A 22116-nucleotide genomic window follows, 5' to 3' on the forward strand; every position below is an offset into this window, starting at 1 on the left:
CGTTCTGCATTTACGATTTCTTGGTGTCAATCACCACCTTGGCGCTCATACCGGGGCGTAAACGATTCAGGAATTCTGAATCTGATTTATCGAGTTTAACCCGCACAGGGATACGTTGTACCACTTTTACGAAGTTACCGGTTGCGTTATCGGGCGGCAGTAAAGAGAATTTAGCGCCGGTTGCACCAGCAAAAGATTCTACAGTACCGTTCACGGTATGATCACCAAAAGCATCTACATGAATATGCACTGGTTGACCTACCCGGATATTCTCAATCTGTGTTTCCTTGAAATTGGCTGTTAAAAACAATCCATTATCATTTACGATCGAGAACAGGGACTGGCCGGCCTGCACCAGTTGACCGGGTTGAATGGTCTTCTTTGAAACTATACCATCTGTAGGAGCCGTGATAACAGTATAGGATATCTGCAATTTGGCATAATCAATATCTGTTTGGCGCAAACCGATGTTCGAAGCGGTAGCATTCACCTGTTGTCGGTTAGTGCTTATTTTTTCAGTCACTACCGGCACCTGGGTTTCTGCAGCATGCAAAGAGGCTTCTGCCGCATCTTTCTCAGCCTTGGCAGCATCATATTGCGCCTTGGTGATGGCATGATCTTCATACAAAGCTTCATAACGCTTGAAGTCCTCACCCGCTTTCCAAACCCGTACTTTAGCGGTTTCTACATTGGCCTGTGCAGTAGCAATACCAGTCTTTGCTTCATTTACTGCAAACTGCTGCACATTCACCGATTGTTTGGCAACTGCCAGGGCAGCTTCAGCCTGTTGCAGTTTGATCTGGAAATCGCGGTCGTCGAGAATGACCAGGGTATCGCCTGCTTTTACAAACTGGTTATCGGTAAAACGAATTTCTTTAATATAGCCGCTTACACGAGTCACAACTGGACTAATATCGGCATCAATTTGGGCGTTGTCGGTTTCCTCATGGCTTTGTCCATAAAAATATTCTTTGGCTGTGAAGGCCAGGGCGCCTACTAATACAAGGCCCAGGATAATCGGGAAAATGATCTTTTTTCCTTTACTCTTTTTTACTTCGCTCATACAATATCTCTTTAGTGCGTTTTTAAATGGTTAGGGTTGAATATGTCCGGTTGTTTTCAAAAGGGTATAATAAGCGGCTGTAGCATCTGCTTTTGCCAGCTCAAGATTCAAACGCGATTCATACAACAGGGTTTGAGCATCGATACGGTCGGTAGTAGTTACCAGGTTGTTCTTATACTTTGATTCGGTTATCCGTTCGTTTTCTGTAGCCTGTACCACGGCATCGTTCAATACTTTAATTTTTTCCAACGTCTGTTGATATTGGGTATAAGATCTGTTCACATCCATTTTCACCTGGTCGGTAAGCAGGTCGCGGCTTGCAGCAACTTCCTGCTTTTGCAAATTGGCTTCTGTTAACTTGTTCTTGTTCTTGAAGAAACCGGTAATATCCCAGCTGGCATTAACCCCTACTACAAAGGGAGCCAGGTAAGTGGCGTTTGAGGGGATCAATTTTTTTGATGGATTGATGTAATACAGGTTGCCACCAACGCCAACAGTGGGCATTTTTTCATCGTGCACTTTCTTAATGTTAACATCGGCTATCTTCTCCTGGTATTTCAGGGAGCTGAACTCCTTCCTATCTTGCAGGGCCTGCTTCATATAAACTTCCGGTCTGTCATTCATATCCAGTTTGTAAGCCACGTCCTGTACCTGTACGGTTGTATTCTCTGGCAGACCCAGCAAGATATTCAGGTTGTAATTCACCACCTTTCGGTTATTATCCAGTTCAATTTGTTGCAGCTGTATGTTTGATTTCTGCAATTGAAAACGCAATACATCATTCTTTGTCGCCAAACCCTGGCTTTCATACTTTTTTATCTCTGTGAGCTTTTGATCCACATCTTCCAGGTTCTGCGCAACTATTTTTTCATTCTGCTGAATTTTATAGAAGTTGATATAGGCATTGATGACATTGTATACAATTTCATCTTTGTCTTTTTCAGCATCCAGCTTGCTGCTTTGGATCAACAGGTTGGCCGATTCCTTTGCATAACGGAAACGGTGACCGTTAATAATGGGTTGATTAATGCTAAGCGTACTTTGATAAAGTGTGTTGTCGAAAGGGAATTTCATGCTCTTGGGATCTGAACCATCCGAAGACGGCAGGGCGAAACTCCTCGACAGCATCAGTGCATGGCTGTAGCCTGCGCTCACTTTGGCTGTAGGCAGCGTTTCATCTTTTGCCTGTTCCAGTTGTGAAACAGCCTGGTCGATCTTATTTTGCGACAGCTTCAATTGCTTGCTGTTTTGCACGCCCAGGCGAACGGCTTCATCCAGGCTTATTGTTCTGGTTTGCGCTTCCGCAGAAAAAATGGTTAGTAATAAGGCTAGTCCCGATACTATTTTCTTTTTCAAGTTCATGCGATCTATATATTAAATGTTATTCTTCGTTTTTAATATCCAGGTGCGCCCGAAGCATTTGCTTTAAATGCACCTTTAACCGGGTTGTCATTTTTTTTCGATAGGTAACTTCATCTGTTTCATCTATTTTCATGAGGCGGCTGTACAACACCCTCGAATTCACTACCTGCGTTAAAGTGCCAAATACGCTCGCCATAGTCATCTCCATATCTACCTTACGGAACAATTTTTTCTTTTGCCCGTCGGCAATCACTTTTTTTATCTCCTCCAGGTTCCGCGATTTTATAGATATAATAAGTTCTTTTATTTCGGTTGACCTTGTTTGGTTGTATTGTTGCGACATAACACAATGAAAATTGTAATTGTTCATGATCTTTTCAACATAGAACTCAACCAAACGGTCGATTTTATCCCAGGGGGTAAGCGTTTGATTCTTATTTAATTCTTCCAGTATCCCCAATGAATACCCGGCCCGGTCTTCGATCAATGCTTCCAGTAACTTCTCTTTTGACCCGAAGTAATAAGAGATCATGGCAAGATTAACGTTAGCGAGTTGCGCTATATCCCGCACAGAAGTCCCATCAAATCCATTTACGGCAAACAGTTGCTCTGCAACTGCCAGTATGTGTGCCCGCTTATCAACTTTTTCCGTGAGTGACATAATTGCTCTTTCTTTTGATTCCCCAAAATTAAACAAACGTTTAAATTAAACAAACGTTTAAGTAATTTTTTTGGCGGCTAAATTTTACACGCCGTTGCATTTATACGAATACGCAACCGTTTGCGTAAAGTGAATTAACAGGTATTATAATATTGATTGTAAAGCTGTTTTGCTTGTTTAGCATGGGGTAAGAGGGAAAGGCAAAAAATAAATGGGAAGAACGGTTCTGGTAACAATTAAATAACAAAAGGCGCCCAATGGCAGGTAGGAAAATGAGCAACCTGGAGGAAGAGCCGGATATAATAAAAGCAAATTCCATGGCATGGCAGCGCGACCATTTTTTAAAAGACGCTATAAGGTAATTTGCTGCTAATGAATATATTTTTTAAAGCGTTTGCGCCCTATCACTTCTTCGCCCCTGCTCATGCATACTGTTTATGGCCGGTTAATCGGCACAGCCAGGGTTCACTTATCACAATTCCACCCGAAGGTTTGCGAGCCGTTCAGTACTTTCCGGCCAGGTTAATAGCGCTCTTTATTACTCCGGTTTTCTTCAAAAATGGTCTTTCCTGCATGTTCAGGGATCTTCCTGTTTTATGGACAGGATTTTTTAGACCGCTGCCATTTTCAGCCAGCCTTTCACCTTTCACAGCTATTTTTTTTAATGTAAGATCAGCGCAAACGCAGGCCCAATCAGCGCATCAACATTGTTGGCGTTGATTTTATATTATCCTGAAATTTTAATTGTAAACACATACTAAACGATACATATTATCGTTTCATTGGTGTTTTATACCGGTTCTGTGCGGTTTGCATGCAATTTTCTATAACCTGGTTACAGGCTATATTGAAGAAAGGATGTAAGAAGCTGAGCCCGGGTTATAATTTTGTCACTTAGTTCTCATTTAATAATATCAGGGTATGAACCGGCTTCTCTAAGCCGGTTTTCTATTTTATAGTCTTTTGCGGCAGCTCTGTTTATAAAAGATCTTAACTCTGGAAAACCTTTGGGAAAGGGGTAGTTAACTTCATCATGCGCACAGGCAATAATCTTTCAATCTCCCGGCAATTGGATCAGATCTACCCTGCTAACATTTTTTAGCATAAAATTGCCGCCCTTGAAAAAAGGCGGCCTTTTTGCCCTATGCACTATTTAACCCCTATTAGAAAAACGTAAAGCCGTTTAATTTTTTTCCTCTGATATATAAATGCTTTTTTCGGGTGAAACCTTAAGAAAAATTTCAGGCTTATTTGACACACCTGTTATTTATCAGAAAATATCTTTATTTAAATACCTGTCAATAGCTCCGCTTGAAAACTGTAAACAACTATTCACACCTGTTATATTCGAATTTCTTTCACCGGTATTATCTGTGCCTTCAATGAGGTGGCCTGTTGATCTGTTTGAAATAAATGGGGCAGTGCTGTAATAGTACTAAGTGCAGAGCGCAAAGGGACGATGGCCAGGATGTAACAATTAAAAAAGTACAGGAACAGGTTTTTATCAGTTCTCATAGTTAACGGATTTCTTTGCCAGGTTGCGATGATCTGTTTGCTTCCTTGGTGTGCCAAAGATATCTATCCAACACATTCCATACAATAGCATTATTACCAAGGAACATCCATACGTACATGTCACCGTTAGTTGATGAAATTACCAGCGTGTACAAACACGCTTATAAAATAGCAAAGGTATGCCGCCTTTATGCATTCATTTAAATAATCCAATTCGTAAACCTGTAAGTACAATCAAAACAGCCGTTAACGTTACATTTAAAAATTGTATTAAAGAATAATTCGCTGCGATGGCATCTTATATTGTCATTACGACAATTGAAAAAGCCAATCAATGTTGAACCGTTCAATCAGTTCGCAATAAAAAAACCCGCCGGTTCAACAGCGGGTTTAATTGTTATTCATACAAATATTTAAGCAGGCAATTACATCAGGTCCATATATGGCTTGTTCTGCAAAATGTTTTCGATGGCTTCTATCACAGCAGGCGTTAATAAAGGAAGTGCATCCAACGCTTTCAGGTTTTCTTCCAGTTGTTGCGTTTTGGTAGCGCCCAATATAGCACTGGTAACGTTCGGGTTCTTTATTGTCCAGGCAATAGCCAGAGCTGCCAAAGAAACACCTAATTGTTTAGCCAGTTCAGTCAGCTGTTTTACTTTCTTTAATTTCTCATCCTGCAGCCACCTGTCCTTCAGCCAGCCAAAACCTGAAATAGCCAGCCGGCTTTCTTCAGGAATACCATCATTATACTTTCCGGTCAAAAAACCGGCCGCCAGCGGGCTCCAGATGGTAGTGCCCAAACCGGCGTTTTGAAACACGGGCAGGTAATCCATTTCCATTTTGTAACGCTCGAACATATTGTATTGCGGCTGTTCCATGGTGGGGCCTATCAAACAATACTGTTGCGCCACCCGGTGAGCTTCCATTATTTCTGCGCCGCTCCACATACTGGTTCCCCAATACAACACTTTACCCTGCTGAATAAGATTGTGCATCGTCCAAACCACTTCTTCAATAGGCACCGAAGGATCGGGCCGGTGACAGAAATAAAGGTCGAGATAGTCGAGCTGCAGGCGTTCCAGCGCTTCATGACAGGCCTCCACAATATGCTTTCTGCTTAACCCTGTTTGGTTTGGCTTGCTTTGATTTCCGCGCCAGCCAAAAAACACTTTCGACGAAACAACGATCGACGTGCGATCCCAGTTCTTTTTCTTCAGCACGCGTCCCATCATCTTTTCACTTTCGCCAAGCGCATACCCTTCTGCATTATCAAAAAAATTAATACCCGCATCGTAGGATAAACCCATCAATGAATCTGCAATACTATCGTCAATCTGTTTGTGAAAAGTTACCCAGCTGCCAAAAGACAGAACACTCAATTGTAATCCTGATCGTCCAAGTCTTCTATATTCCATAAAAATGTGTTTAGGTGTCAAATGTAAGACCGGGGAGTGGAACTGGGATCGCTAAACTGCATTTTTAATAATAGCCTCATGGCCGGGGGCAAAGCTGTACTATTATTGCGGCACACCGCTGTTGGGCACCAACATTGGGCCCGAGCTGCTAAAGAAAGTATAGGAAGTGAGGTCCTGTGCTGCCCGCAAACCGTCCTTTGCAAATATTATTTTATCGCGCTGGTAAACATGGGCTGGCTTATCGGTGTAAAACTCCTTTTTGTCCTGGTCCCACCACAATTCCTGGGTGCGCAGGGTATCGCCATTTTTGATGCTTTGCACCAACACACTGTCGCGCAACAGTACTTTATGATCAAACTCTACATATTTGGCGTATTTGGCATCAACGGTACTTTCTATAACAGTACTGTCGTCATAAAAATCAACATGCAGGGTGCGTGGAAATTCAATATAAGGAGAATCGGCCTGATAACGGAGCATATACGGCGAGGTGAGCTTGGCTTTTACTTTACCCGACTGGCTCAGATAACTTTCTATATTCTTGGCTTCTTCAGCAGAAATTCTCTTTTTGAATAACGCGTCAACCACTTTCGGGTCGTTCTCACAGGAAGAAAATACCAAAAAGCTACCCATCAATAAGGCTACGGCAAAAAAGTAATATCTGATTCTGGTACTTCGCATATATCAATTGCTAACAACTGATTCCATTACACATTATTGTGCTCGCTGATAGCATAAAGCCCCTTGAAAATAAGGTCAGGGTCTGCAAATATCCTGTTTTTCAAATGATACACAAAATAGGGTGCATCACCCCCGGTTAATACCACGTTAAAGTTCTCATACCTTTCCTTATAGGCATCGATCATACCATCAATTTCTTTGGCCATACCCAGGATCACGCCGCTGAGTATATTGGTACGGGTATCGTACCCGATCAGGGGCAGGTTCCAGTCTTTTTCAACCAGGGGCAGTTTGGCGGTGAATAGTTGAAGCGATTTGAACCGCATTTCCATACCCGGTGAAATACCGCCCCCTAAAAATTCATGGTATTTATTAACGAAGTTATAGGTGATGGCGCTGCCAAGGCCTATTACGAGATTATTAAATGTTGGAAAAAGATCAACCGCAGCCGACATAAGAGCAAGGCGGTCGGCCCCAATATCAGAAGGTTTACCCACCGGTGTGGTGATCGGGATCTTTGACTGATGGCTCAATTTATGGAACCGCGAAGCGGAAGCCAACAGCGGCTCCAATACTGGATTGTGATTTACAACGGAAGAAAGAATTGATTTGGCCGGTTTGTAGGTTTCAATCAGGTGTTGAATGGTGTCATTACTATCATTTTCCAGCACCAGCACTTTCTCTAACTCCCTGTTATTAAAAACGGCGCATTTCAACCGGGTATTGCCGAAATCAAAGCATAATGTTGTTTGAACCAATCTCAATAGATTTAAACGGTTTCCTGGATCAAATACCGGATGAAGAAATGCGATTTTTTTGTTTTTGCCAAAAAAGATTCCCCGGCTACCCCGAAACTATTTGAGAGGGTTATACCGGCAGCAAAAGACTCAGGTAATGGGAGGAATACCAGGATACGCTACAGGTCAAGATCAAAATCAAAAGCCGACAGATTACGGAAATGCCCGTTCAGCTTTACTTTTTCTTTCAATTGCTCCATTTCAAGCAGCATGGGCAATACCTTTTGTAAATGCCGCTTTATATATTCCTGGCGTTGCAATTCTTTCATTAGCCCCAGCAGCTCATACTCTTCTTCAAGCGATAAACCGGCATGGTGGCCTACATCATACGAGTGCAATTCCGTTTCGGGTTTTTTAAAATCCTTGGTTATATTAAGCAATCGATGCAATTGTTTTACCCCGTTCACTACTTTCTGCATCAGCTCCCGATTGCCGGCATCATCATTTTCAGGATAATTTACAATAGCGCCATTGTATAATTTATCCGGAACCTGCTTTATCACTTCCAGAATGCGGAAAATGCGTAACCCCCGGGTTTTAATATCCATTTCCCCATTTTCGTACGTTTGCACAATTTCGGTCACCTCAACAAGGGTGCCCATTTCCTGCAACCGGTTATTTACCACAGAAGGAATACCAAAGGTTTTTTTTGCTTCGAAACATTCATTGATCAATTGCTTATAGCGGGGCTCGAATATATGCAGGTGTACTTTTTCGCCCGGAAAAACTACAATGCTCAAGGGGAAAATCGGAATAAAATTAGTCATAGAAAATACACGTTTTGCAATCTAACACAATGTTTTTAAACCTGTAAAATATATTCCACATTCTGCTACATTTGCAGGGCATATTATAATATTCTTTAACACCGTATTTAAATAAAAGTTATGAAAATTCCGGGATTTTTTACCGCGTTAAAAGGTGTAATTAATGATAATCCCGTAATTGAAGCTATACATTCTGTATTAATTTAACCAGCCGAACCTCCGTCACAACAAATACCAATTCAATGAATGCCATTACAGCCGTTATTATTACAAAAAATGAAGAAAAAAATATACAGCGGTGCCTTGATTCATTAAAGCCGGTAGCAGAAGAAATTATTGTGGTTGACAGTAATTCAACCGATAATACTGTAGCCCTGTGCCAACAGGCCGGGGCCAAAGTCATTGTACAAAACTGGCTGGGTTATGGCCCACAGAAGAACCTTGGCAACAATGCAGCAAGTCATGATTACATTTTATCAATAGACGCCGATGAAGCCCTTGACGAGCAGTTAACACAAGCCCTTCTCGAAGAAAAAAGAAAGGGCCTGCAGGGTATCTACCAAATATCGCGGTTCAATTATTACTATGGAAAATTCATAAAACATGGCGCTGATTACCCCGATAAAAAGATCAGGCTGTTCAACAAAATCAATACCCATTGGGATGAAAAAGATGTGCATGAAACGCTGGTCATAGGACCCAATCAAAAAACGACCGCTTTAAAAGGCCACCTGTTGCATTACACCTATTACCGGGTTGAAGAACACATATTAAAAATAAACTACTACACAAACCTGGCTGCACAGGATTATATAAAAAGAGGGAAAAAAGCATCTATCTTCAAGATCGTTTTTAGTCCGTTAAGCACCTTTATACAATCCTATATTATAAAAAGAGGGTTTCTGGATGGCCTGCATGGTTTTATATTAGCGATCATGCATGCCTACGCTGCTTTTGCGCGGTATGTAAAATTGTGGGAATTATCAGTCGCCGATAAAAAGCCGCTCAAATAATTTCACCACACTTTATTTAAACGATTAATAAGAACATATTGAAAAAAATTCCCCGCAATATAATTATCAGCCGCACAGACAGCATTGGCGATGTGATTTTAACATTGCCCGTGGCAGGCGTATTAAAAAAACATTTTCCCGGTATAACTATCGGGTTCATGGGAAAATCTTACACCAGATCCGTTATTGAAGCCTGCAGCCATGTGGATGAGTTTATTGATGTAGATAATTTTTTGCAAAACAAAATATTGGTGGGGGGGCAACCGGCCGAATGTATTCTGCATGTATTCCCGGTTTCGCGCATTGCAAAAAGAGCGCGGGCGCTGGGCATTCCACTGCGCATTGGAACTACCAACCGACTGTATCACTGGTTCACCTGTAATAAGCTGGTGAAACTGAGCCGCAAAAAATCGGATCTGCATGAGGCGCAGCTAAACCTGGTGTTATTAAAAGCATTGGGTATTGAAGAAAGCTATTCGCTGCAACAAATTGGGGACCTTATTGGGCTTACCAAAACGCAACCACTTCCCCCGCACCTGGCAGCCTTAATACAAAAGAACAAATACAACCTGATCATACATCCGAAATCGCAGGGCAGCGCGCGCGAGTGGCCATTGGAAAAATTTTATGAGCTTATTCAATTGCTGCCTGCTTCCTCATTCAACATTTTTATTTCCGGTACGGCAAAAGAAAGGGAACTGCTGCAATGGTTGTTCGACAAAGCAGGCCCCCTGGTTTCCGATATAACCGGTAAAATGTCGCTCACCGAGTTTATGGCATTTATACAACAATGCGATGGGCTGGTGGCCAATAGCACCGGGCCATTGCATATTGCAGCCGCATTGGGTAAAGATGCATTGGGCATTTACCCGCCCATGCGACCTGTTCACCCGGGCCGTTGGGCGCCGCTGGGGCCTAATGCCACCGTATTTGTACTGAATAAACAATGCGAAGCATGCAGAGACAATAAGAGTGCCTGTCAATGCATTAATGATATTCCCGCAGCCTGGCTGCAGGAAACGCTGATCAAAAAGTATGAGCTAAAAAAAGCCAAACAACAATAAACCGTAGCCTGCATATTTTGTATAAAACCCGTTTACATGAACTGGCAGCAATTACTAACCACCATTCAACAAGGCAATACCAAAAGCATTGCCAGAGGCATTTCTTATGTTGAAAATGAAGTGCCGGGGTATGAAGCATTGCTACAGGCATTACCGGCATCCGCAACACCCGTGATTGGTATAACCGGGCCTCCCGGAGCAGGTAAAAGCACATTAACGGATGCGCTTATCGGTGAGCTGGTTAAGAACCATAAAAAAGTGGCAGTATTATGTGTTGACCCCTCTTCCCCATTTAACCTGGGCGCCCTTTTGGGCGATCGTATACGCATGAGCGAATGGTATAACCATCCCGATGTGTACATCCGTTCCCTGGCTACCAGGGGCTCGCTGGGGGGACTGCACCCGCAAATCATTGAAATAACCGAATTGCTGAAAACAGCGCCGTTCGATTATATCCTGGTTGAAACGGTGGGGGTTGGACAAAGCGAAGTGGAAATTGTTGCGCTGGCCGATGTAACCGTGGTGGTGCTGGTACCCGAAGCGGGTGATGAAGTGCAAACCATGAAGGCCGGACTAATGGAAATAGCCGATATCTTCGTGGTGAATAAAGCCGACCGGCCCGATGCCGATACTTTTTACCGGAACCTGAAAAGTATGTTACAGCCGGCCTTTCATAAAACAGCCCTTGAGATCCCGGTAATAAAAACGGTGGCTTCACAAAAAAAGGGCATCGTTGAATTATTCGATGCCATCAACGGCAGGTTCAGTGAGGCCCAAACAACAGAAAAGAAATACAGGCTGCTGGCCGAAAAAGCCTGGCATCTGTTGCAAAAACATCGCATGAAAGATATTAGAAAAGACGACCTGCTGGCAGCCATTCAAAAAGAGAATATAACCAACGTGTATTCGTTTATAACCCGGTTCTATTAAAACCCTTTAATAGTTATGCATTTACTGTATTGCACTTTTGGGAACCATTTTCATCATCATTTGCAGGCTGCATTCTCGGCCATGTCGTTCCTGCAGCAACGTAATGAAATTGATTCTATAAACATAATTACCGATACGCCCGCGTTTTATAATCATTTAAAGGGTCATGTAAATCTTATTACAGTAAATCCCGAAAAAATAAAAGAATGGAAAGGCCCGCACGATTATTTCTTCCGGGTTAAAATAAAAGCCATTCAACATGTAGCTGAAATGTATGCGGGCAGCCCGGTCATGTATTGTGACACAGATACTTTCTTATACAGCAATATCACTGAATTAAAAGCCGATCTGCTGAAAGGCAAACCTTACATGCACGAAGATGAAGGGGAAATAGCAACGCGCCCTGCCAAAAACAGCCAACGGGTTTGGAAGGCAGTACAAGGGAAAACATATGCCGGGCTTCAATTCAAGGCTACCGATCATATGCGCAATGCAGGGGTGATTGCCACTCCTAATTTGCAAAACGGAAAAGATATTGAGATGGTGCTGCAAATATGCGATGCCATCTGTGCAAACAGCAGCCCCCTTTACCTGTGCGAACAGTTTTCCTTTGCAGCCACATTGCCACATGTTTATAATGCCATTGGTGATTCAACACCCTGGATCGCCCATTACTGGAGCAACAAACCCGATTGGAACCAGTTCATTTTATCATGGGTGGCCGAGCAACAGTTCAGGGGTAAAAGTATAGATGAAATGATCGCCGGCATTGCTCAATTAGATCTGGGGCAGATACCCGTTTACATCAAAAGAAGAAGTACGGCTGAAAAACTGCACCGGCGTGTTGACAAAATGTTCCCGCCGAGAAATGAACAATACCTGAAGCGGAATAAGTAATCAGATTTAATTATAATATCAGGCGGCTGGCTATTCTTCTATCTTATTATTCTTCCACCAGCGATAACCTATATAACCCATAATCATAAAGGGGGTGAGGCCCAGGTAAATAATGCCCGTATTCAGGGCTTTGGCGGGCTTCTCGCCTAATTGGGCGGCCGTTTTTGTGCAGATAGAGCATTGCGCCAGCAGATCGGCCGGCGCCATAAAAAACAGGAGTAATAATGCGATCAGGATCAAACTTCCTCGTCCCATAATTATTCAATTACACTGCAAATTACACAGAAATTTTGATTTCGCTTTAAGGCGGGCGTTCCAGCCAAAAACCGGTAAACGAACCGGCAATAATTGCTTACTGAACTAATTTTCGGTAAACAGCCAAATACTCCCTGGCTGCCTGGTCCCAACTGAATTGCAAGGCCCTTGCGCGGATGGCCTGGGCCGGTTTTGTTGTTTCATACTCCTGCATACCTTTAGTAAAAACCTGCTGCATGTATTGCGGTTCAAAATGGTTGAAACAATACGCCAGGTCGCCGCCAATTTCGGGCAAGCTGGTGGTAGCGGCAATAAAGGCAGGTTTGCCATAATACATGGCCTCTACAAGGGGGAGTCCAAACCCTTCGGCAAGCGAGGGAAATGCAAAGGCTGAACAATGTTTATAGTACCAGGATTTGTCTTCCTCGCTTATTTCACCGGTAAGATGTACCCTGTTGGTTGCCCCAAATAAAGCAGCCTGATCCATGATGAGCCGCTCATAATCGCTGTGGCGGGTACCGGCAATCACCAGCTCGTAATCGTTATGCTGCAGCAAACAGGGAAGCACATGAAAATTCTTTTTTGACACCAGGGCGCCAAGCGCAAAAATGAATCGTTTAGCCGGACGGTAAACAGGCGTATCAAAAGCAGGAAACTCATTTATAGTACACCCGTTGTAAATACGGTCAACCGGTTTACCGTGTGTTTGCAAATGTTCCAACACAGTTTTCCGCGTGAAATCTGAAATACAAACTATGTGATCTGCCCGGTTAATACCTGCCTGCACGCGGCCAAGGTATTTCTTTATTTTTCCCGGTTGTCCTTTACGTTGTATAAGAAAATTGAGATCGTGAATGGTAAGCACCAGTTTTATACGGCGGTTACGCGGCTTAATAGGCGCATCCTGTATTGTGCTGTGCCATAGATCACAGGCTTGCAGGGACCCCTGAAAAAAACGATGCGATGCTTTTTGCAGAATATACCGTTGATCATTTCCAAAAAGCGTTGGCTGCTCATGAGGAACATAAAATGTAAACTGCTCCCGGGCAGCATCGGCCTGCTTTAATAAGGCATTTCCCAGGTTCAAACAAACCTGGTATAAACCCGAGACCGGCGTAGTGGCCGGCATACAATCAATAGTTATGCGATTGATCTTCAAAAGAAATACGCTTTTGTTGCAATATAGGAAAATATGCAGTGAGGGCTCTTATTCATCAACGGGCGCCTCTTCATCAAACAAAAAAGGAACTACCCGGCTGGCGGATAATTCCTTTTGTTATAAATTGAAAAGTATGATTAGGCTTCAGCCTTCATTGACTTTGCCTGTTTCTTTCTTTCTTCTTCATTGAGTATGGTCTTACGCATGCGAATGAAGTTAGGCGTTACCTCAATACACTCGTCATGTTGAATATATTCCATACACTCTTCAAGGGTAAGCAGAATTTTAGGTGCAATGTTGGTTGCAGCATCGCTACCACTGGCGCGCATGTTGGTGAGTTTTTTTCCTTCAGTGATCTGCACCACCAGGTCGCCTGGTTTAATATGCTCACCAATTATTTGACCGGCATATATTTCTTCACCCGGGTCAATAAAGAATGAACCTCTATCCTGCAGTTTATCGAGTGAGTAACCGGTTGAAGAGCCATTCTCTTTGGCCAGCAACACACCGTTGTTACGGCCGGGGATTGGGCCTTTCCAGGGTTTATATTCACTGAAGCGGTGGGCCATTACTGCTTCACCTTGCGTGTTGGTCAGCATTTGTGTACGCAAACCGATCAACCCACGTGAAGGAATTTCAAACTCCAGGTGTTGCATGTCACCTTTGGTTTCCATCACATGCATTTCTCCTTTACGGCGGGTTACCAGGTCAATTACTTTTGAAGCAAATTCCTGGGGCACGTCTACCACCAGCACCTCATATGGTTCACATTTTTTACCATCGATCTCTTTTACGATAACCTGGGGCTGACCTACTGTTAACTCGTAGCCTTCACGACGCATGGTCTCGATCAATACACCCAGGTGCAGGATACCACGGCCATATACCAGGAAGGCATCACCACCCTCGCTATCTACCACTCTTAATGCCAGGTTCTTTTCAGTTTCTTTCATTAAGCGGTCGCGCAGGTGACGGCTGGTAACGAATTTTCCATCTTTACCATAGAAAGGTGAGTTGTTGATGGAGAACGTCATGTTCATGGTAGGTTCATCAACACTGATAACTGGTAATGCTTCGGGATTTTCAAAATCGGCAATGGTATCGCCAATGTTAAATCCGTCGATCCCTACAACAGCACACAGGTCACCGGCCACTACTTCTGCTACCTTTTTCTTACCCATGCCTTCAAATACATACAGTTCCTTTACACGGGTCTTTTTTATGCTTCCATCGCCCTGTACCAATGTAATGGGCTGGTTTTCTTTTATAGTGCCACGTGATACTCTACCAATGGCAATACGACCCAGGAAAGATGAATAATCCAGGGAAGTGATCTGCATTTGAAGAGTACCTTCACTTACTGCTGGCGGTGGTACATGTTTAATGATACCATCGAGCAACGGGGTAATATCTTCGCAGGGAGTCAATGAATCGTTGAACCAGCCGTTCTTACCGCTACCATAGTAGGTAGGGAAATTGAGCTGCTCTTCAGTAGCGTCGAGGTTGAAGAATAATTCAAATACTGCATCGTGCACTTCATCGGGACGGCAGTTGGGTTTATCAACCTTGTTGATGATCACAATCGGGCGCAGGTTTAATTGCAGCGCCTTTTGTAATACGAAGCGGGTTTGCGGCATGGGGCCTTCAAAGGCATCAACCAGCAAACAAACGCCATCGGCCATTTTCAACACGCGTTCTACTTCACCACCAAAGTCGGCGTGGCCAGGGGTATCGATCACATTAATTTTTACATCTTTGTATGTTACCGCAGCGTTCTTACTGAATATGGTGATCCCCCGCTCTCTTTCCAGGTCATTACTGTCCATGATCAACTCACCAGTTTCCTGGTTATCACGAAACACTTTGGTAGCGTGTAAAATTTTGTCTACCAGGGTAGTTTTTCCGTGGTCTACGTGGGCAATAATGGCGATATTTCTAATATCCATAAATTCCTTTTTCCTGACGGTAATTGTTTTTTAAATTCTTAATAATGAATGCCTTTGAATGCGTTATTTGCAGCAATGGCAAACGAGGCGCAAAGGTACGCTAAATCAATGGGCGGGGCAAGCAAAAGCAGAAACTTTATAGATTATTAATCCCCATTTATACGGGTTTTTATGGCCGTTTAACATCAGTAAACCCTGATAAAATGAAGAAAATTATGGTAGCAGCAAGCTAAACAAATAGCAGTCACGCGATTACAACATGTAACAGCCGGCGCAACCTTTTGGGGCAAGAATCGAAAGCTACTGTAATATACGCCTGGCGGGCTAAACCCGGATATAAATTTTTCTTTTATTGAGCCACCAGCCGGCCAGCCAGCACATGAACATAAACCAACCGGAGAAAAGCAGGGAGCCGAAATACATACCGGTAAATTTGAATATATGATCGTAGATAAAGCCATATATATGCACGCCACGCATTAAAATGGCCGCCATTTCCGACAATAGGTATATAAACAGCGCATTCTTCCCAAACACTTCGAAGAAGTAAGAGAAGCGGGTTATGCGCCGGAAGTCAATCACATAAATGATCGCAGCCAGAATAATAAGATCGAGCCCTACGGTCAGCAACACAAATGAGCTGCTCCAAAGGTTCCTGTTTATGGGAAAGCTGATATTCCAGCAAAGCGCCAGCACTATTAGCCCGCCGCCTGTCATAAGCAGGCGTACCAGCATTTTAACCGTTTTTCCTGCCTGCTGAATATACCGGCCCACCAGGTATCCCGCCACCACATTGGCAATGGCGGGTAAGGTACTCAACAATCCTTCGGGTTCAAACGGAACCACTTCTCCATGGCTCATATGGTTAGCGCCAAGTAGCCAAAGGTCGAGCCGGGTGCCTGCATTCCCCGTCATACTCAGTTCATTGCCTGGTTCACCAAACCATAGCAGTATAAAATGATAGGCAATCAGTATTATGGCAGAAACGATGAAAGCGCCTTTGTCTTTGAGATAATAAACCAGCAATGCAGCCAGGCAATAACATAAAGCGATCCGCTGCAACACGCCCATTACCCTTGTTTCACTGAATGGTTTTAAAGCAATATGCCCACCGGACCAGAAAGTAACAAATGGAAACCAATACAACAGAAAGCCCAGCAAAAAAAGCAAGCCCGACCGTTTAAAGATCTTTGCCAGCACCTGGGGCTGGGGCATGGTTTCCCATTTTTTTACAGCAAAACATAAGGCATTACCTACAGCAAATAAAAAAGAAGGGAATACCCAATCGGCAGGTGTAAAACCGTTCCAGTCGGCATGCCTGAGTAAAGCATAGGTATACTGGTGATCACCCTGTGCATTTACAAGGATCATTAAACAAATAGTGAGGCCACGAAACACATCTAATGCAACGTACCGGTAGCTGGGGTTCAGGTTCATACGCACAGTTAAAAATTGGTCACCAATTCGGTTTGTTTTCCCTTTAACGGCATTAAGGGATTGCAAAGAAATTAAATATTTGTTGAATATATACGTAGTTTCGCCAGATTTAGTTGGAACGGCTAACTCCTTAACAAACGCGTAACACTATACCGGTTGACGGTAAACGCATTGGCCTGGTAAAAAAAGATTAGCCGATCGGCTTACAGAAACCGGCGAATAATGTTTATGATCACTGTTACCAGAACACTAAACAGCACCATGGTGGTGATGGGAAAATAAAAGCGGAAGTTCTCTTTTTCGATGCGGATATCACCGGGCAGGTGACCGATCCAGTGGAGTTTATCATGAAAGAAATAGATGAGAAGCCCTATTATCACCACAGCCCCCCCGATGAGCATAATGTATTTGCCGGTATCGGAATTCATAAAAAAATCATTTTAATTGTCACTCCATCCTTTTGCGAATAATAAAAAGCTGTTAATTTCAGCACCAAATTTACGGTATGGGAAAAATAAAATGGATCCTTATCATCCTGGCAATCATATTTCTTGTTTACCTGATGGGGCCAAACCCTTCTACCCCGGTATATTCTACCGCCATGCCGGCAGTTCCGGCCGAACCAACCGCTCTTGTAAGTTATATCAATCAGCAGGAAGCTGCCCATAAAGTTAAGCCCGATAACGAGGCGCGGATCGTTTGGGCCAACGATTCACTGAAAAACAAAACCGAATATGCCCTGGTGTACCTGCATGGCTTTACCGCTTCGCAGGGAGAAGGCGATCCCGTTCATCGCGACATGGCCAAAAAATTCGGTTGTAATTTATATTTATCGCGGCTGGCCGAACATGGCATCGATACTACCGAGCCCATGGTCAACTTAACACCCGATAATTTATGGGAAACTGCCAAGCAGGCCCTGGCCATTGGCAAACAGATCGGCAACAAGGTAATTCTGGTTGGCACTTCAACCGGCGGTACCCTGGCCCTGAAACTGGCTGCTGAATACCCCGATGTATATGCGTTGGTATTAATGTCGCCCAATATTGAAATCAATGATCCTACCGCCTGGATACTTAACAATCCCTGGGGGTTACAGGTAGCCCGTATGGTAACCGGTTCAAAATACCTCGATTCAAAGGATAAGCGCGAAGCTTATCGCAAATACTGGACGTACCATTACCGTATTGAAGCGGCGGTTAACCTCGAAGAATTGCTTGAAACAAGCATGAACAAAGAAACCTTTGCAAAAGTTAAACAGCCTACCCTCACCATGTATTATTACAGAGATAATGTTCACCAGGATAGCACGGTGAAAGTAAGCGCCATTAAAGAAATGTTTGCCCAACTGGGAACACCGGCCGATAAAAAACGGGAAGTAGCCATGCCCAAGGCAGGGGACCATGTAATTGGTTCGTGGGTGCGGTCGAACGATTTACCGGGTGTTGAAAGGGAAACGGAGCGGTTTATGACAGATGTGTTAGGCATTAAGCCGTTATAAAATGTGCTAATAGTTTGTATCAAAATAGGTAAGGGCTGTCCGCGGTGGACAGCCCTTTCTCTTATACTTCCTATCAAAACTACTAGTGTCTTTCGTAACGATTGTCATAATCCCTGTTCCGGTCGTCGCGTCCATTGTTATACCGGTCGTTGTTATCTCTTCCGTAACCATTATTCCGGTCGTAACCGTTGAATTTATCCGATGATGTTCTCACCACAATTTTACCAGTACGGTTGATATCGATATTGATGAGCTGGGCAGGTGAAATAAACATACTGCTGTTATAGATCATCTGTGTTCTTTTTCTAAAACCAAAACTTTCGGTTTTAAAAATAGTGATGGAGTGGTTTCCTGAACGGATATTTTCCAATACCAATGAGCTGCCAAGATTATACATAGCACCATCAATTTTCACCTGCATCATTGACCGGTCATTATTTGAGATAGCGATCCTGGATGTTTTGGGACCAGGAGCCGCAAAAGCGGTAATACTGAACATTATAGCGATAAGTGTAAAGATCTTTTTCATAAACTGTTTCCTCCATTGTTTTTATAAAGTAATAGATGCTTTTTAAAACAGGTCGTTTACTAAGGGCGTGTTAAAGGGGTTTACTGTTATTTATTTGGGTGGAACCAAAAGAAAAAGCCCCTCCGCCAACTGGTGGAAGGGCCATCTTTAAGTGGTTATAGCGTTTAGTGTCTGTTGTAACGATCATCGCGATCATTGTTATAATCGGGACGGTTGCTGTAATCGCGATTGTTGTAATCGGGGCGGTTGTTGTAATCCGGGCCATTGCTATAGTTCCTGTCACGGCCATAATCCCTGTCATATCCACCCCGGTGTTCATCGCGGTCAAAACGGGTGTCTACAAATACTCTTTCAAACCGGTTGATGTTAATGTTCAATGATTCCCACGGTCTAACTACCATATCGCTGCAATAAACCATTTGTGACCTTCTCCTCCATCCGCCATTATCTACCCTGTACACTTCAATGCGGTGGCGGCCCGATCTGATGTCATCCATTACAAAACCATTGCAGTTCACGTTGTATTGTCTACCATCGATAAACACCTGTATAAAAGCATCGCTGTTACTGCGAATGGCTACTTTACTATCGGGGCGGGGATGTTCGGCGGCAAAAGTTGTAATGCTGAAAAATATGGCTGCGAGTGTAAAAATCTTTTTCATAAACTGTTTCCTCCATTGTTTTTATACAGTAATAGATTGGAAACAGCTTATGCCGTTTACAAACGGTATGTTAAAGAGCTACCCACCTTTATACTATCAGGCGTTAACAACACTTTAGCAGATCCACGCGTTTATTTTCCTTTCTTAAATTCTTCCATCACCTCCATTTCACCCTGACACAACCTTACTTTTTTCCAGTCTGTATCACCCTGTAAATTGATGATATATATAGTAGGACGATCGGGCATTTCTATTTCCTGTACTATAAAGATCTTGTAATCGTAGTAAGTACTTTTTACCTGGGCACGTATATTACGGGCCATTTTTTTCTCCTCATAATACTTCATTGTATAACTTAGATCACCACGATTGGTGTATATAACGCGGTACTGTACACTATCACGTGTAAACACCGCCACATAGTTGGTATTGGTTTGATGCCATACGGCATCTGCCACATCGCCATAGCGACCTACAAAATCACGCATGGCCCGCACATTTACATCATTCAGATACTGGTTTTTCGGCCTTGCTATTTTAACGTTAGCTGTAGCCAGCGAACTTCCACTTTGTTGAGAGTAAGCACAACCCGATAATACCACGAAAGATATACCGGTGGCGATAATTAATTTTTTCATTGCTATACTTATTTGGGTTAAACAATCCGTCGCAATTTATTTGCTTACAGATGTATTTATTTTAAAATGGTATTGCTGCCCGTGTCATGATAAGCATTGGTTAAGCCCTTGAATAGTTGACTATTATTATTCTTCATTTTTAAACGGCTACTCCGCTCCTGTACAGTATTTGCAAAATGTTTCACCGGGTTACGTATTCGCGGTTAAGGTTATGTTAATTAGGAGTTATGGAAAACATACAACACTGATTATAATATGTACCACTAACGCTTATTTTAAACCCCGGTCACAAACGCATACTGAAAAATTATATTGAGGTAAGCTCCGGTTTTATTTTTCGGGCCGGGTTCGTACCCCAATCGCCTTAAGCAAGCGCCAAAACATACACTATATCAAGGATTTCACCCGCCTCGTCAAACAAATTCTGCCTGCCGGTTCACATTGTTTTCATTTGTACCGGCATTACACAATTATTTTTTAACGTAAAACTTCATTGTATGATTCAAAGAACTTTGAATTTCACATGGGCAGTTGTTCTTATAGTTGCTCTTATATGTGTACAGGCATTTACTGCAAAGGCAGGAACAGATGTCTTTGAGATCTACCTTAACAATAAACTGATATTACGGCAAGCAGTAACCCAGGGATTCACTTTGCAAAGCCTTCAACTTAACAAAGCAAACAAAAACGATCAGCTGGTCATTTTTTACAACCATTGCGGGGCTATCGGCAAAAGCAGAATGATTGCCATTAAAGATGACAAAGGCAATACCATTAAAGAATGGAAATTTGCTGACGCTACTGGTGCTGACAGGGGTATGACGATACCTGTGAGTGAATTGTTACAGCTGGAGAAGAATTATTCGCAAAACGGTTTAAACCTCGTTTATTCCTCCCGGCAATTGCCCCAGGGACGCGCACTTTCAGCCTTACAATTTAACGGTAAAAGCACCACCTGGCGCCCGGCCCGGGAGTTGTGGCCGCTTTTAGCCGTAGGATTTGCCAGGGAGTAAAAATTTTGTAAGAATGGAAAAATAAAAAGCCACAGGCTGCAAGCCTGAAATTTTAGGCTTGCAGCCTGTGGCTGTCTGATGGTACTACCCTTTCTGAAAATTATTTAGGCCAGTTCCTTTTATACTCATCCTTTACCTCCATCTCGCGATCGCTTATCCTGATATTCTTAAGGGTATTGGCATCTTCGAGGTGCACGACATAAACAAGCGGTCTCAATGGCGTTATAATTTCTTCAACCAGCGTAATGGTAAAATCGTAATACTGGCTTTTTACCATTCCCCGTACATCGCGCGGCATATTGCTTTCGTAATACTGTTTTATGGTGTAAGAAAACTGCCCCCTGCTGTTATATACCGACCGGCAATGGCTGTTGTTTTTATCGGTATACTTTACCACAAAACCGTTTTCAACGATCATCCATTCGGCATTGGCAGCCGGTTTATCGCGCTTTAAAAAATCACGCATGGCCTTTACGTGAATTTTACTGACCGGCAGCGCATTCATTTGCATTGACTGCAAATTATCGGTAATCACCGGCCTGCCGGTTTGTTGCGCGCTTAGCTGTGCAACCACAACCAATGAGGCAATACATGTTAGAATTACATTTTTCATGGCTATACTTTTTAGTTTATGAACCGCGTTCTTAATGCCAAAGCAACTCAATTTCAGGTTACCTGTTTTTTTAAATTAGATGAACCCACCGGCTTTTCGGCAACCGCATCAAAAAAGGCAATTATGGCGTTTGGCTGGCAAAATGGTTGTTTGTCGAAAATGGGGCCATCAGGAAAAGAATCCATAAGATAACCTGTC

At 43.1% G+C, this 22116-nt stretch carries 25 protein-coding genes; 7 read left to right on the forward strand and 18 right to left on the reverse strand.

Translation table 11 applies throughout. From position 1 onward, the window contains the following. Nucleotides 1–10 precede the first annotated feature (10 nt). The 9 genes from A3860_RS01610 to A3860_RS01645 all read right to left on the reverse strand — a co-directional run bounded on the left by A3860_RS01610 (nt 11) and on the right by A3860_RS01645 (nt 8261). Nucleotides 11–1063, reverse strand: a complete 1053-nt coding sequence (locus tag A3860_RS01610) for an HlyD family secretion protein (protein WP_081144777.1) — start codon at nt 1061–1063, stop codon at nt 11–13. A 30-nt stretch (nt 1064–1093) separates the two neighbouring features. Beyond that, nucleotides 1094–2425: a TolC family protein gene (locus A3860_RS01615; protein ID WP_081144778.1), complete on the reverse strand. Its 1332-nt coding sequence runs from the start codon at nt 2423–2425 to the stop codon at nt 1094–1096. Between the two features lie 19 nt (nt 2426–2444). Further along, nucleotides 2445–3086, reverse strand: a complete 642-nt coding sequence (locus A3860_RS01620) for a TetR/AcrR family transcriptional regulator (protein WP_081144779.1) — start codon at nt 3084–3086, stop codon at nt 2445–2447. A gap of 503 nt (nt 3087–3589) precedes the next feature. Continuing rightward, on the reverse strand, nt 3590–3736 hold the full coding sequence (locus tag A3860_RS40870) for a hypothetical protein (RefSeq protein WP_158085115.1): 147 nt from the start codon (nt 3734–3736) through the stop codon (nt 3590–3592). 691 nt (nt 3737–4427) lie between these two features. Beyond that, nucleotides 4428–4601 carry a hypothetical protein gene (locus tag A3860_RS40875; protein WP_158085116.1) on the reverse strand — a complete coding sequence of 58 codons (174 nt, stop codon included), beginning with the start codon at nt 4599–4601 and terminating at the stop codon, nt 4428–4430. A 425-nt stretch (nt 4602–5026) separates the two neighbouring features. Continuing rightward, entirely contained in the window at nt 5027–6016 is a 990-nt protein-coding gene (locus A3860_RS01630) for a potassium channel beta subunit family protein (RefSeq protein ID WP_081144781.1), read from the reverse strand. A 102-nt stretch (nt 6017–6118) separates the two neighbouring features. Continuing rightward, complete coding sequence (gene lptC / locus A3860_RS01635; protein ID WP_081144782.1) at nt 6119–6697, reverse strand: LPS export ABC transporter periplasmic protein LptC; 579 nt, start codon at nt 6695–6697, stop codon at nt 6119–6121. Between the two features lie 26 nt (nt 6698–6723). Further along, nucleotides 6724–7455 (reverse strand): type III pantothenate kinase, encoded by a 732-nt coding sequence (locus A3860_RS01640; protein ID WP_081144783.1) that lies wholly within the window; start codon nt 7453–7455, stop codon nt 6724–6726. A gap of 158 nt (nt 7456–7613) precedes the next feature. Beyond that, complete coding sequence (locus tag A3860_RS01645) at nt 7614–8261, reverse strand: LON peptidase substrate-binding domain-containing protein (RefSeq protein WP_081144784.1); 648 nt, start codon at nt 8259–8261, stop codon at nt 7614–7616. A gap of 242 nt (nt 8262–8503) precedes the next feature. On the opposite strand from A3860_RS01645, the gene A3860_RS01650 reads away from it, so the two are divergent. The 4 genes from A3860_RS01650 to A3860_RS01665 are packed head-to-tail and all read left to right on the forward strand — an operon-like array spanning nt 8504 to nt 12165. Next, complete coding sequence (locus A3860_RS01650) at nt 8504–9274, forward strand: glycosyltransferase family 2 protein (RefSeq protein ID WP_081144785.1); 771 nt, start codon at nt 8504–8506, stop codon at nt 9272–9274. A gap of 38 nt (nt 9275–9312) precedes the next feature. Continuing rightward, a complete protein-coding gene (locus A3860_RS01655; RefSeq protein ID WP_081144786.1) occupies nt 9313–10338 on the forward strand; it encodes a glycosyltransferase family 9 protein in 1026 nt (341 codons plus the stop codon). A gap of 36 nt (nt 10339–10374) precedes the next feature. After that, nucleotides 10375–11268, forward strand: a complete 894-nt coding sequence (gene meaB / locus A3860_RS01660; protein ID WP_081144787.1) for a methylmalonyl Co-A mutase-associated GTPase MeaB — start codon at nt 10375–10377, stop codon at nt 11266–11268. A 15-nt stretch (nt 11269–11283) separates the two neighbouring features. Next, nucleotides 11284–12165 carry a hypothetical protein gene (locus tag A3860_RS01665; RefSeq protein WP_081144788.1) on the forward strand — a complete coding sequence of 294 codons (882 nt, stop codon included), beginning with the start codon at nt 11284–11286 and terminating at the stop codon, nt 12163–12165. Between the two features lie 30 nt (nt 12166–12195). Here the strand turns inward: A3860_RS01665 and A3860_RS01670 are convergent, their stop codons facing one another. The 5 genes from A3860_RS01670 to A3860_RS01690 all read right to left on the reverse strand — a co-directional run bounded on the left by A3860_RS01670 (nt 12196) and on the right by A3860_RS01690 (nt 17390). Next, on the reverse strand, nt 12196–12420 hold the full coding sequence (locus A3860_RS01670) for a hypothetical protein (RefSeq protein ID WP_081144789.1): 225 nt from the start codon (nt 12418–12420) through the stop codon (nt 12196–12198). A gap of 97 nt (nt 12421–12517) precedes the next feature. Beyond that, nucleotides 12518–13579 carry a glycosyltransferase family 4 protein gene (locus tag A3860_RS01675; RefSeq protein ID WP_143773894.1) on the reverse strand — a complete coding sequence of 354 codons (1062 nt, stop codon included), beginning with the start codon at nt 13577–13579 and terminating at the stop codon, nt 12518–12520. A 137-nt stretch (nt 13580–13716) separates the two neighbouring features. After that, a complete protein-coding gene (gene typA, locus A3860_RS01680; RefSeq protein ID WP_081144791.1) occupies nt 13717–15525 on the reverse strand; it encodes a translational GTPase TypA in 1809 nt (602 codons plus the stop codon). Nucleotides 15526–15849: 324 nt separating this feature from the next. Next, nucleotides 15850–16962: an acyltransferase family protein gene (locus tag A3860_RS01685; RefSeq protein WP_081145150.1), complete on the reverse strand. Its 1113-nt coding sequence runs from the start codon at nt 16960–16962 to the stop codon at nt 15850–15852. A 203-nt stretch (nt 16963–17165) separates the two neighbouring features. After that, nucleotides 17166–17390: a DUF2905 domain-containing protein gene (locus A3860_RS01690; RefSeq protein WP_081144792.1), complete on the reverse strand. Its 225-nt coding sequence runs from the start codon at nt 17388–17390 to the stop codon at nt 17166–17168. Nucleotides 17391–17467: 77 nt separating this feature from the next. Between A3860_RS01690 and A3860_RS01695 the strand changes: the two genes are divergently transcribed. Beyond that, nucleotides 17468–18463 (forward strand): alpha/beta hydrolase, encoded by a 996-nt coding sequence (locus A3860_RS01695; protein ID WP_081144793.1) that lies wholly within the window; start codon nt 17468–17470, stop codon nt 18461–18463. Nucleotides 18464–18545: 82 nt separating this feature from the next. On the opposite strand, the gene A3860_RS01700 is transcribed toward A3860_RS01695, so the two are convergent. The 3 genes from A3860_RS01700 to A3860_RS01710 all read right to left on the reverse strand — a co-directional run bounded on the left by A3860_RS01700 (nt 18546) and on the right by A3860_RS01710 (nt 20292). After that, entirely contained in the window at nt 18546–18992 is a 447-nt protein-coding gene (locus tag A3860_RS01700) for a hypothetical protein (protein WP_081144794.1), read from the reverse strand. A 164-nt stretch (nt 18993–19156) separates the two neighbouring features. Beyond that, complete coding sequence (locus A3860_RS01705; RefSeq protein ID WP_081144795.1) at nt 19157–19654, reverse strand: hypothetical protein; 498 nt, start codon at nt 19652–19654, stop codon at nt 19157–19159. A gap of 131 nt (nt 19655–19785) precedes the next feature. After that, the gene (locus A3860_RS01710) at nt 19786–20292 is read right to left on the reverse strand and encodes a hypothetical protein (protein WP_081144796.1); all 507 of its coding nucleotides are present in this window, start codon (nt 20290–20292) and stop codon (nt 19786–19788) included. Nucleotides 20293–20789: 497 nt separating this feature from the next. Between A3860_RS01710 and A3860_RS01715 the strand changes: the two genes are divergently transcribed. Further along, nucleotides 20790–21305, forward strand: coding sequence for a hypothetical protein (locus A3860_RS01715; protein WP_081144797.1), 516 nt, complete (start codon nt 20790–20792; stop codon nt 21303–21305). Between the two features lie 100 nt (nt 21306–21405). Here the strand turns inward: A3860_RS01715 and A3860_RS01720 are convergent, their stop codons facing one another. Then, a complete protein-coding gene (locus A3860_RS01720; RefSeq protein ID WP_081144798.1) occupies nt 21406–21918 on the reverse strand; it encodes a hypothetical protein in 513 nt (170 codons plus the stop codon). A gap of 18 nt (nt 21919–21936) precedes the next feature. Here A3860_RS01720 and A3860_RS40880 point away from each other — a divergent pair, with 18 nt between their 5' ends. Continuing rightward, nucleotides 21937–22110 (forward strand): hypothetical protein, encoded by a 174-nt coding sequence (locus A3860_RS40880; protein WP_158085117.1) that lies wholly within the window; start codon nt 21937–21939, stop codon nt 22108–22110. Nucleotides 22111–22116: the final 6 nt, after the last annotated feature.

The sequence above is a fragment of the Niastella vici genome (assembly GCF_002077945.1).
In the GTDB taxonomy this organism is placed as follows: Bacteria; Bacteroidota; Bacteroidia; order Chitinophagales; family Chitinophagaceae; genus Niastella; species Niastella vici.

Bases quoted from the DNA above. Each gene is read 5' to 3' on its own strand.
- A3860_RS01710 (WP_081144796.1), bottom strand. From the start codon at position 20,292: ATGAAAAAATTAATTATCGCCACCGGTATATCTTTCGTGGTATTATCG.
- A3860_RS40880 (WP_158085117.1), top strand. From the start codon at position 21,937: ATGAACCGCGTTCTTAATGCCAAAGCAACTCAATTTCAGGTTACCTGT.
- A3860_RS01650 (WP_081144785.1), top strand. From the start codon at position 8,504: ATGAATGCCATTACAGCCGTTATTATTACAAAAAATGAAGAAAAAAAT.
- A3860_RS01615 (WP_081144778.1), bottom strand. From the start codon at position 2,425: ATGAACTTGAAAAAGAAAATAGTATCGGGACTAGCCTTATTACTAACC.
- A3860_RS01645 (WP_081144784.1), bottom strand. From the start codon at position 8,261: ATGACTAATTTTATTCCGATTTTCCCCTTGAGCATTGTAGTTTTTCCG.
- A3860_RS01690 (WP_081144792.1), bottom strand. From the start codon at position 17,390: ATGAATTCCGATACCGGCAAATACATTATGCTCATCGGGGGGGCTGTG.
- A3860_RS01685 (WP_081145150.1), bottom strand. From the start codon at position 16,962: ATGAACCTGAACCCCAGCTACCGGTACGTTGCATTAGATGTGTTTCGT.
- A3860_RS40875 (WP_158085116.1), bottom strand. From the start codon at position 4,601: ATGAGAACTGATAAAAACCTGTTCCTGTACTTTTTTAATTGTTACATC.
- A3860_RS01670 (WP_081144789.1), bottom strand. From the start codon at position 12,420: ATGGGACGAGGAAGTTTGATCCTGATCGCATTATTACTCCTGTTTTTT.
- A3860_RS01630 (WP_081144781.1), bottom strand. From the start codon at position 6,016: ATGGAATATAGAAGACTTGGACGATCAGGATTACAATTGAGTGTTCTG.
- meaB (WP_081144787.1), top strand. From the start codon at position 10,375: ATGAACTGGCAGCAATTACTAACCACCATTCAACAAGGCAATACCAAA.
- typA (WP_081144791.1), bottom strand. From the start codon at position 15,525: ATGGATATTAGAAATATCGCCATTATTGCCCACGTAGACCACGGAAAA.
- A3860_RS01620 (WP_081144779.1), bottom strand. From the start codon at position 3,086: ATGTCACTCACGGAAAAAGTTGATAAGCGGGCACACATACTGGCAGTT.
- A3860_RS01610 (WP_081144777.1), bottom strand. From the start codon at position 1,063: ATGAGCGAAGTAAAAAAGAGTAAAGGAAAAAAGATCATTTTCCCGATT.
- lptC (WP_081144782.1), bottom strand. From the start codon at position 6,697: ATGCGAAGTACCAGAATCAGATATTACTTTTTTGCCGTAGCCTTATTG.
- A3860_RS01700 (WP_081144794.1), bottom strand. From the start codon at position 18,992: ATGAAAAAGATCTTTACACTTATCGCTATAATGTTCAGTATTACCGCT.
- A3860_RS01665 (WP_081144788.1), top strand. From the start codon at position 11,284: ATGCATTTACTGTATTGCACTTTTGGGAACCATTTTCATCATCATTTG.
- A3860_RS01695 (WP_081144793.1), top strand. From the start codon at position 17,468: ATGGGAAAAATAAAATGGATCCTTATCATCCTGGCAATCATATTTCTT.
- A3860_RS01705 (WP_081144795.1), bottom strand. From the start codon at position 19,654: ATGAAAAAGATTTTTACACTCGCAGCCATATTTTTCAGCATTACAACT.
- A3860_RS01715 (WP_081144797.1), top strand. From the start codon at position 20,790: ATGATTCAAAGAACTTTGAATTTCACATGGGCAGTTGTTCTTATAGTT.
- A3860_RS01720 (WP_081144798.1), bottom strand. From the start codon at position 21,918: ATGAAAAATGTAATTCTAACATGTATTGCCTCATTGGTTGTGGTTGCA.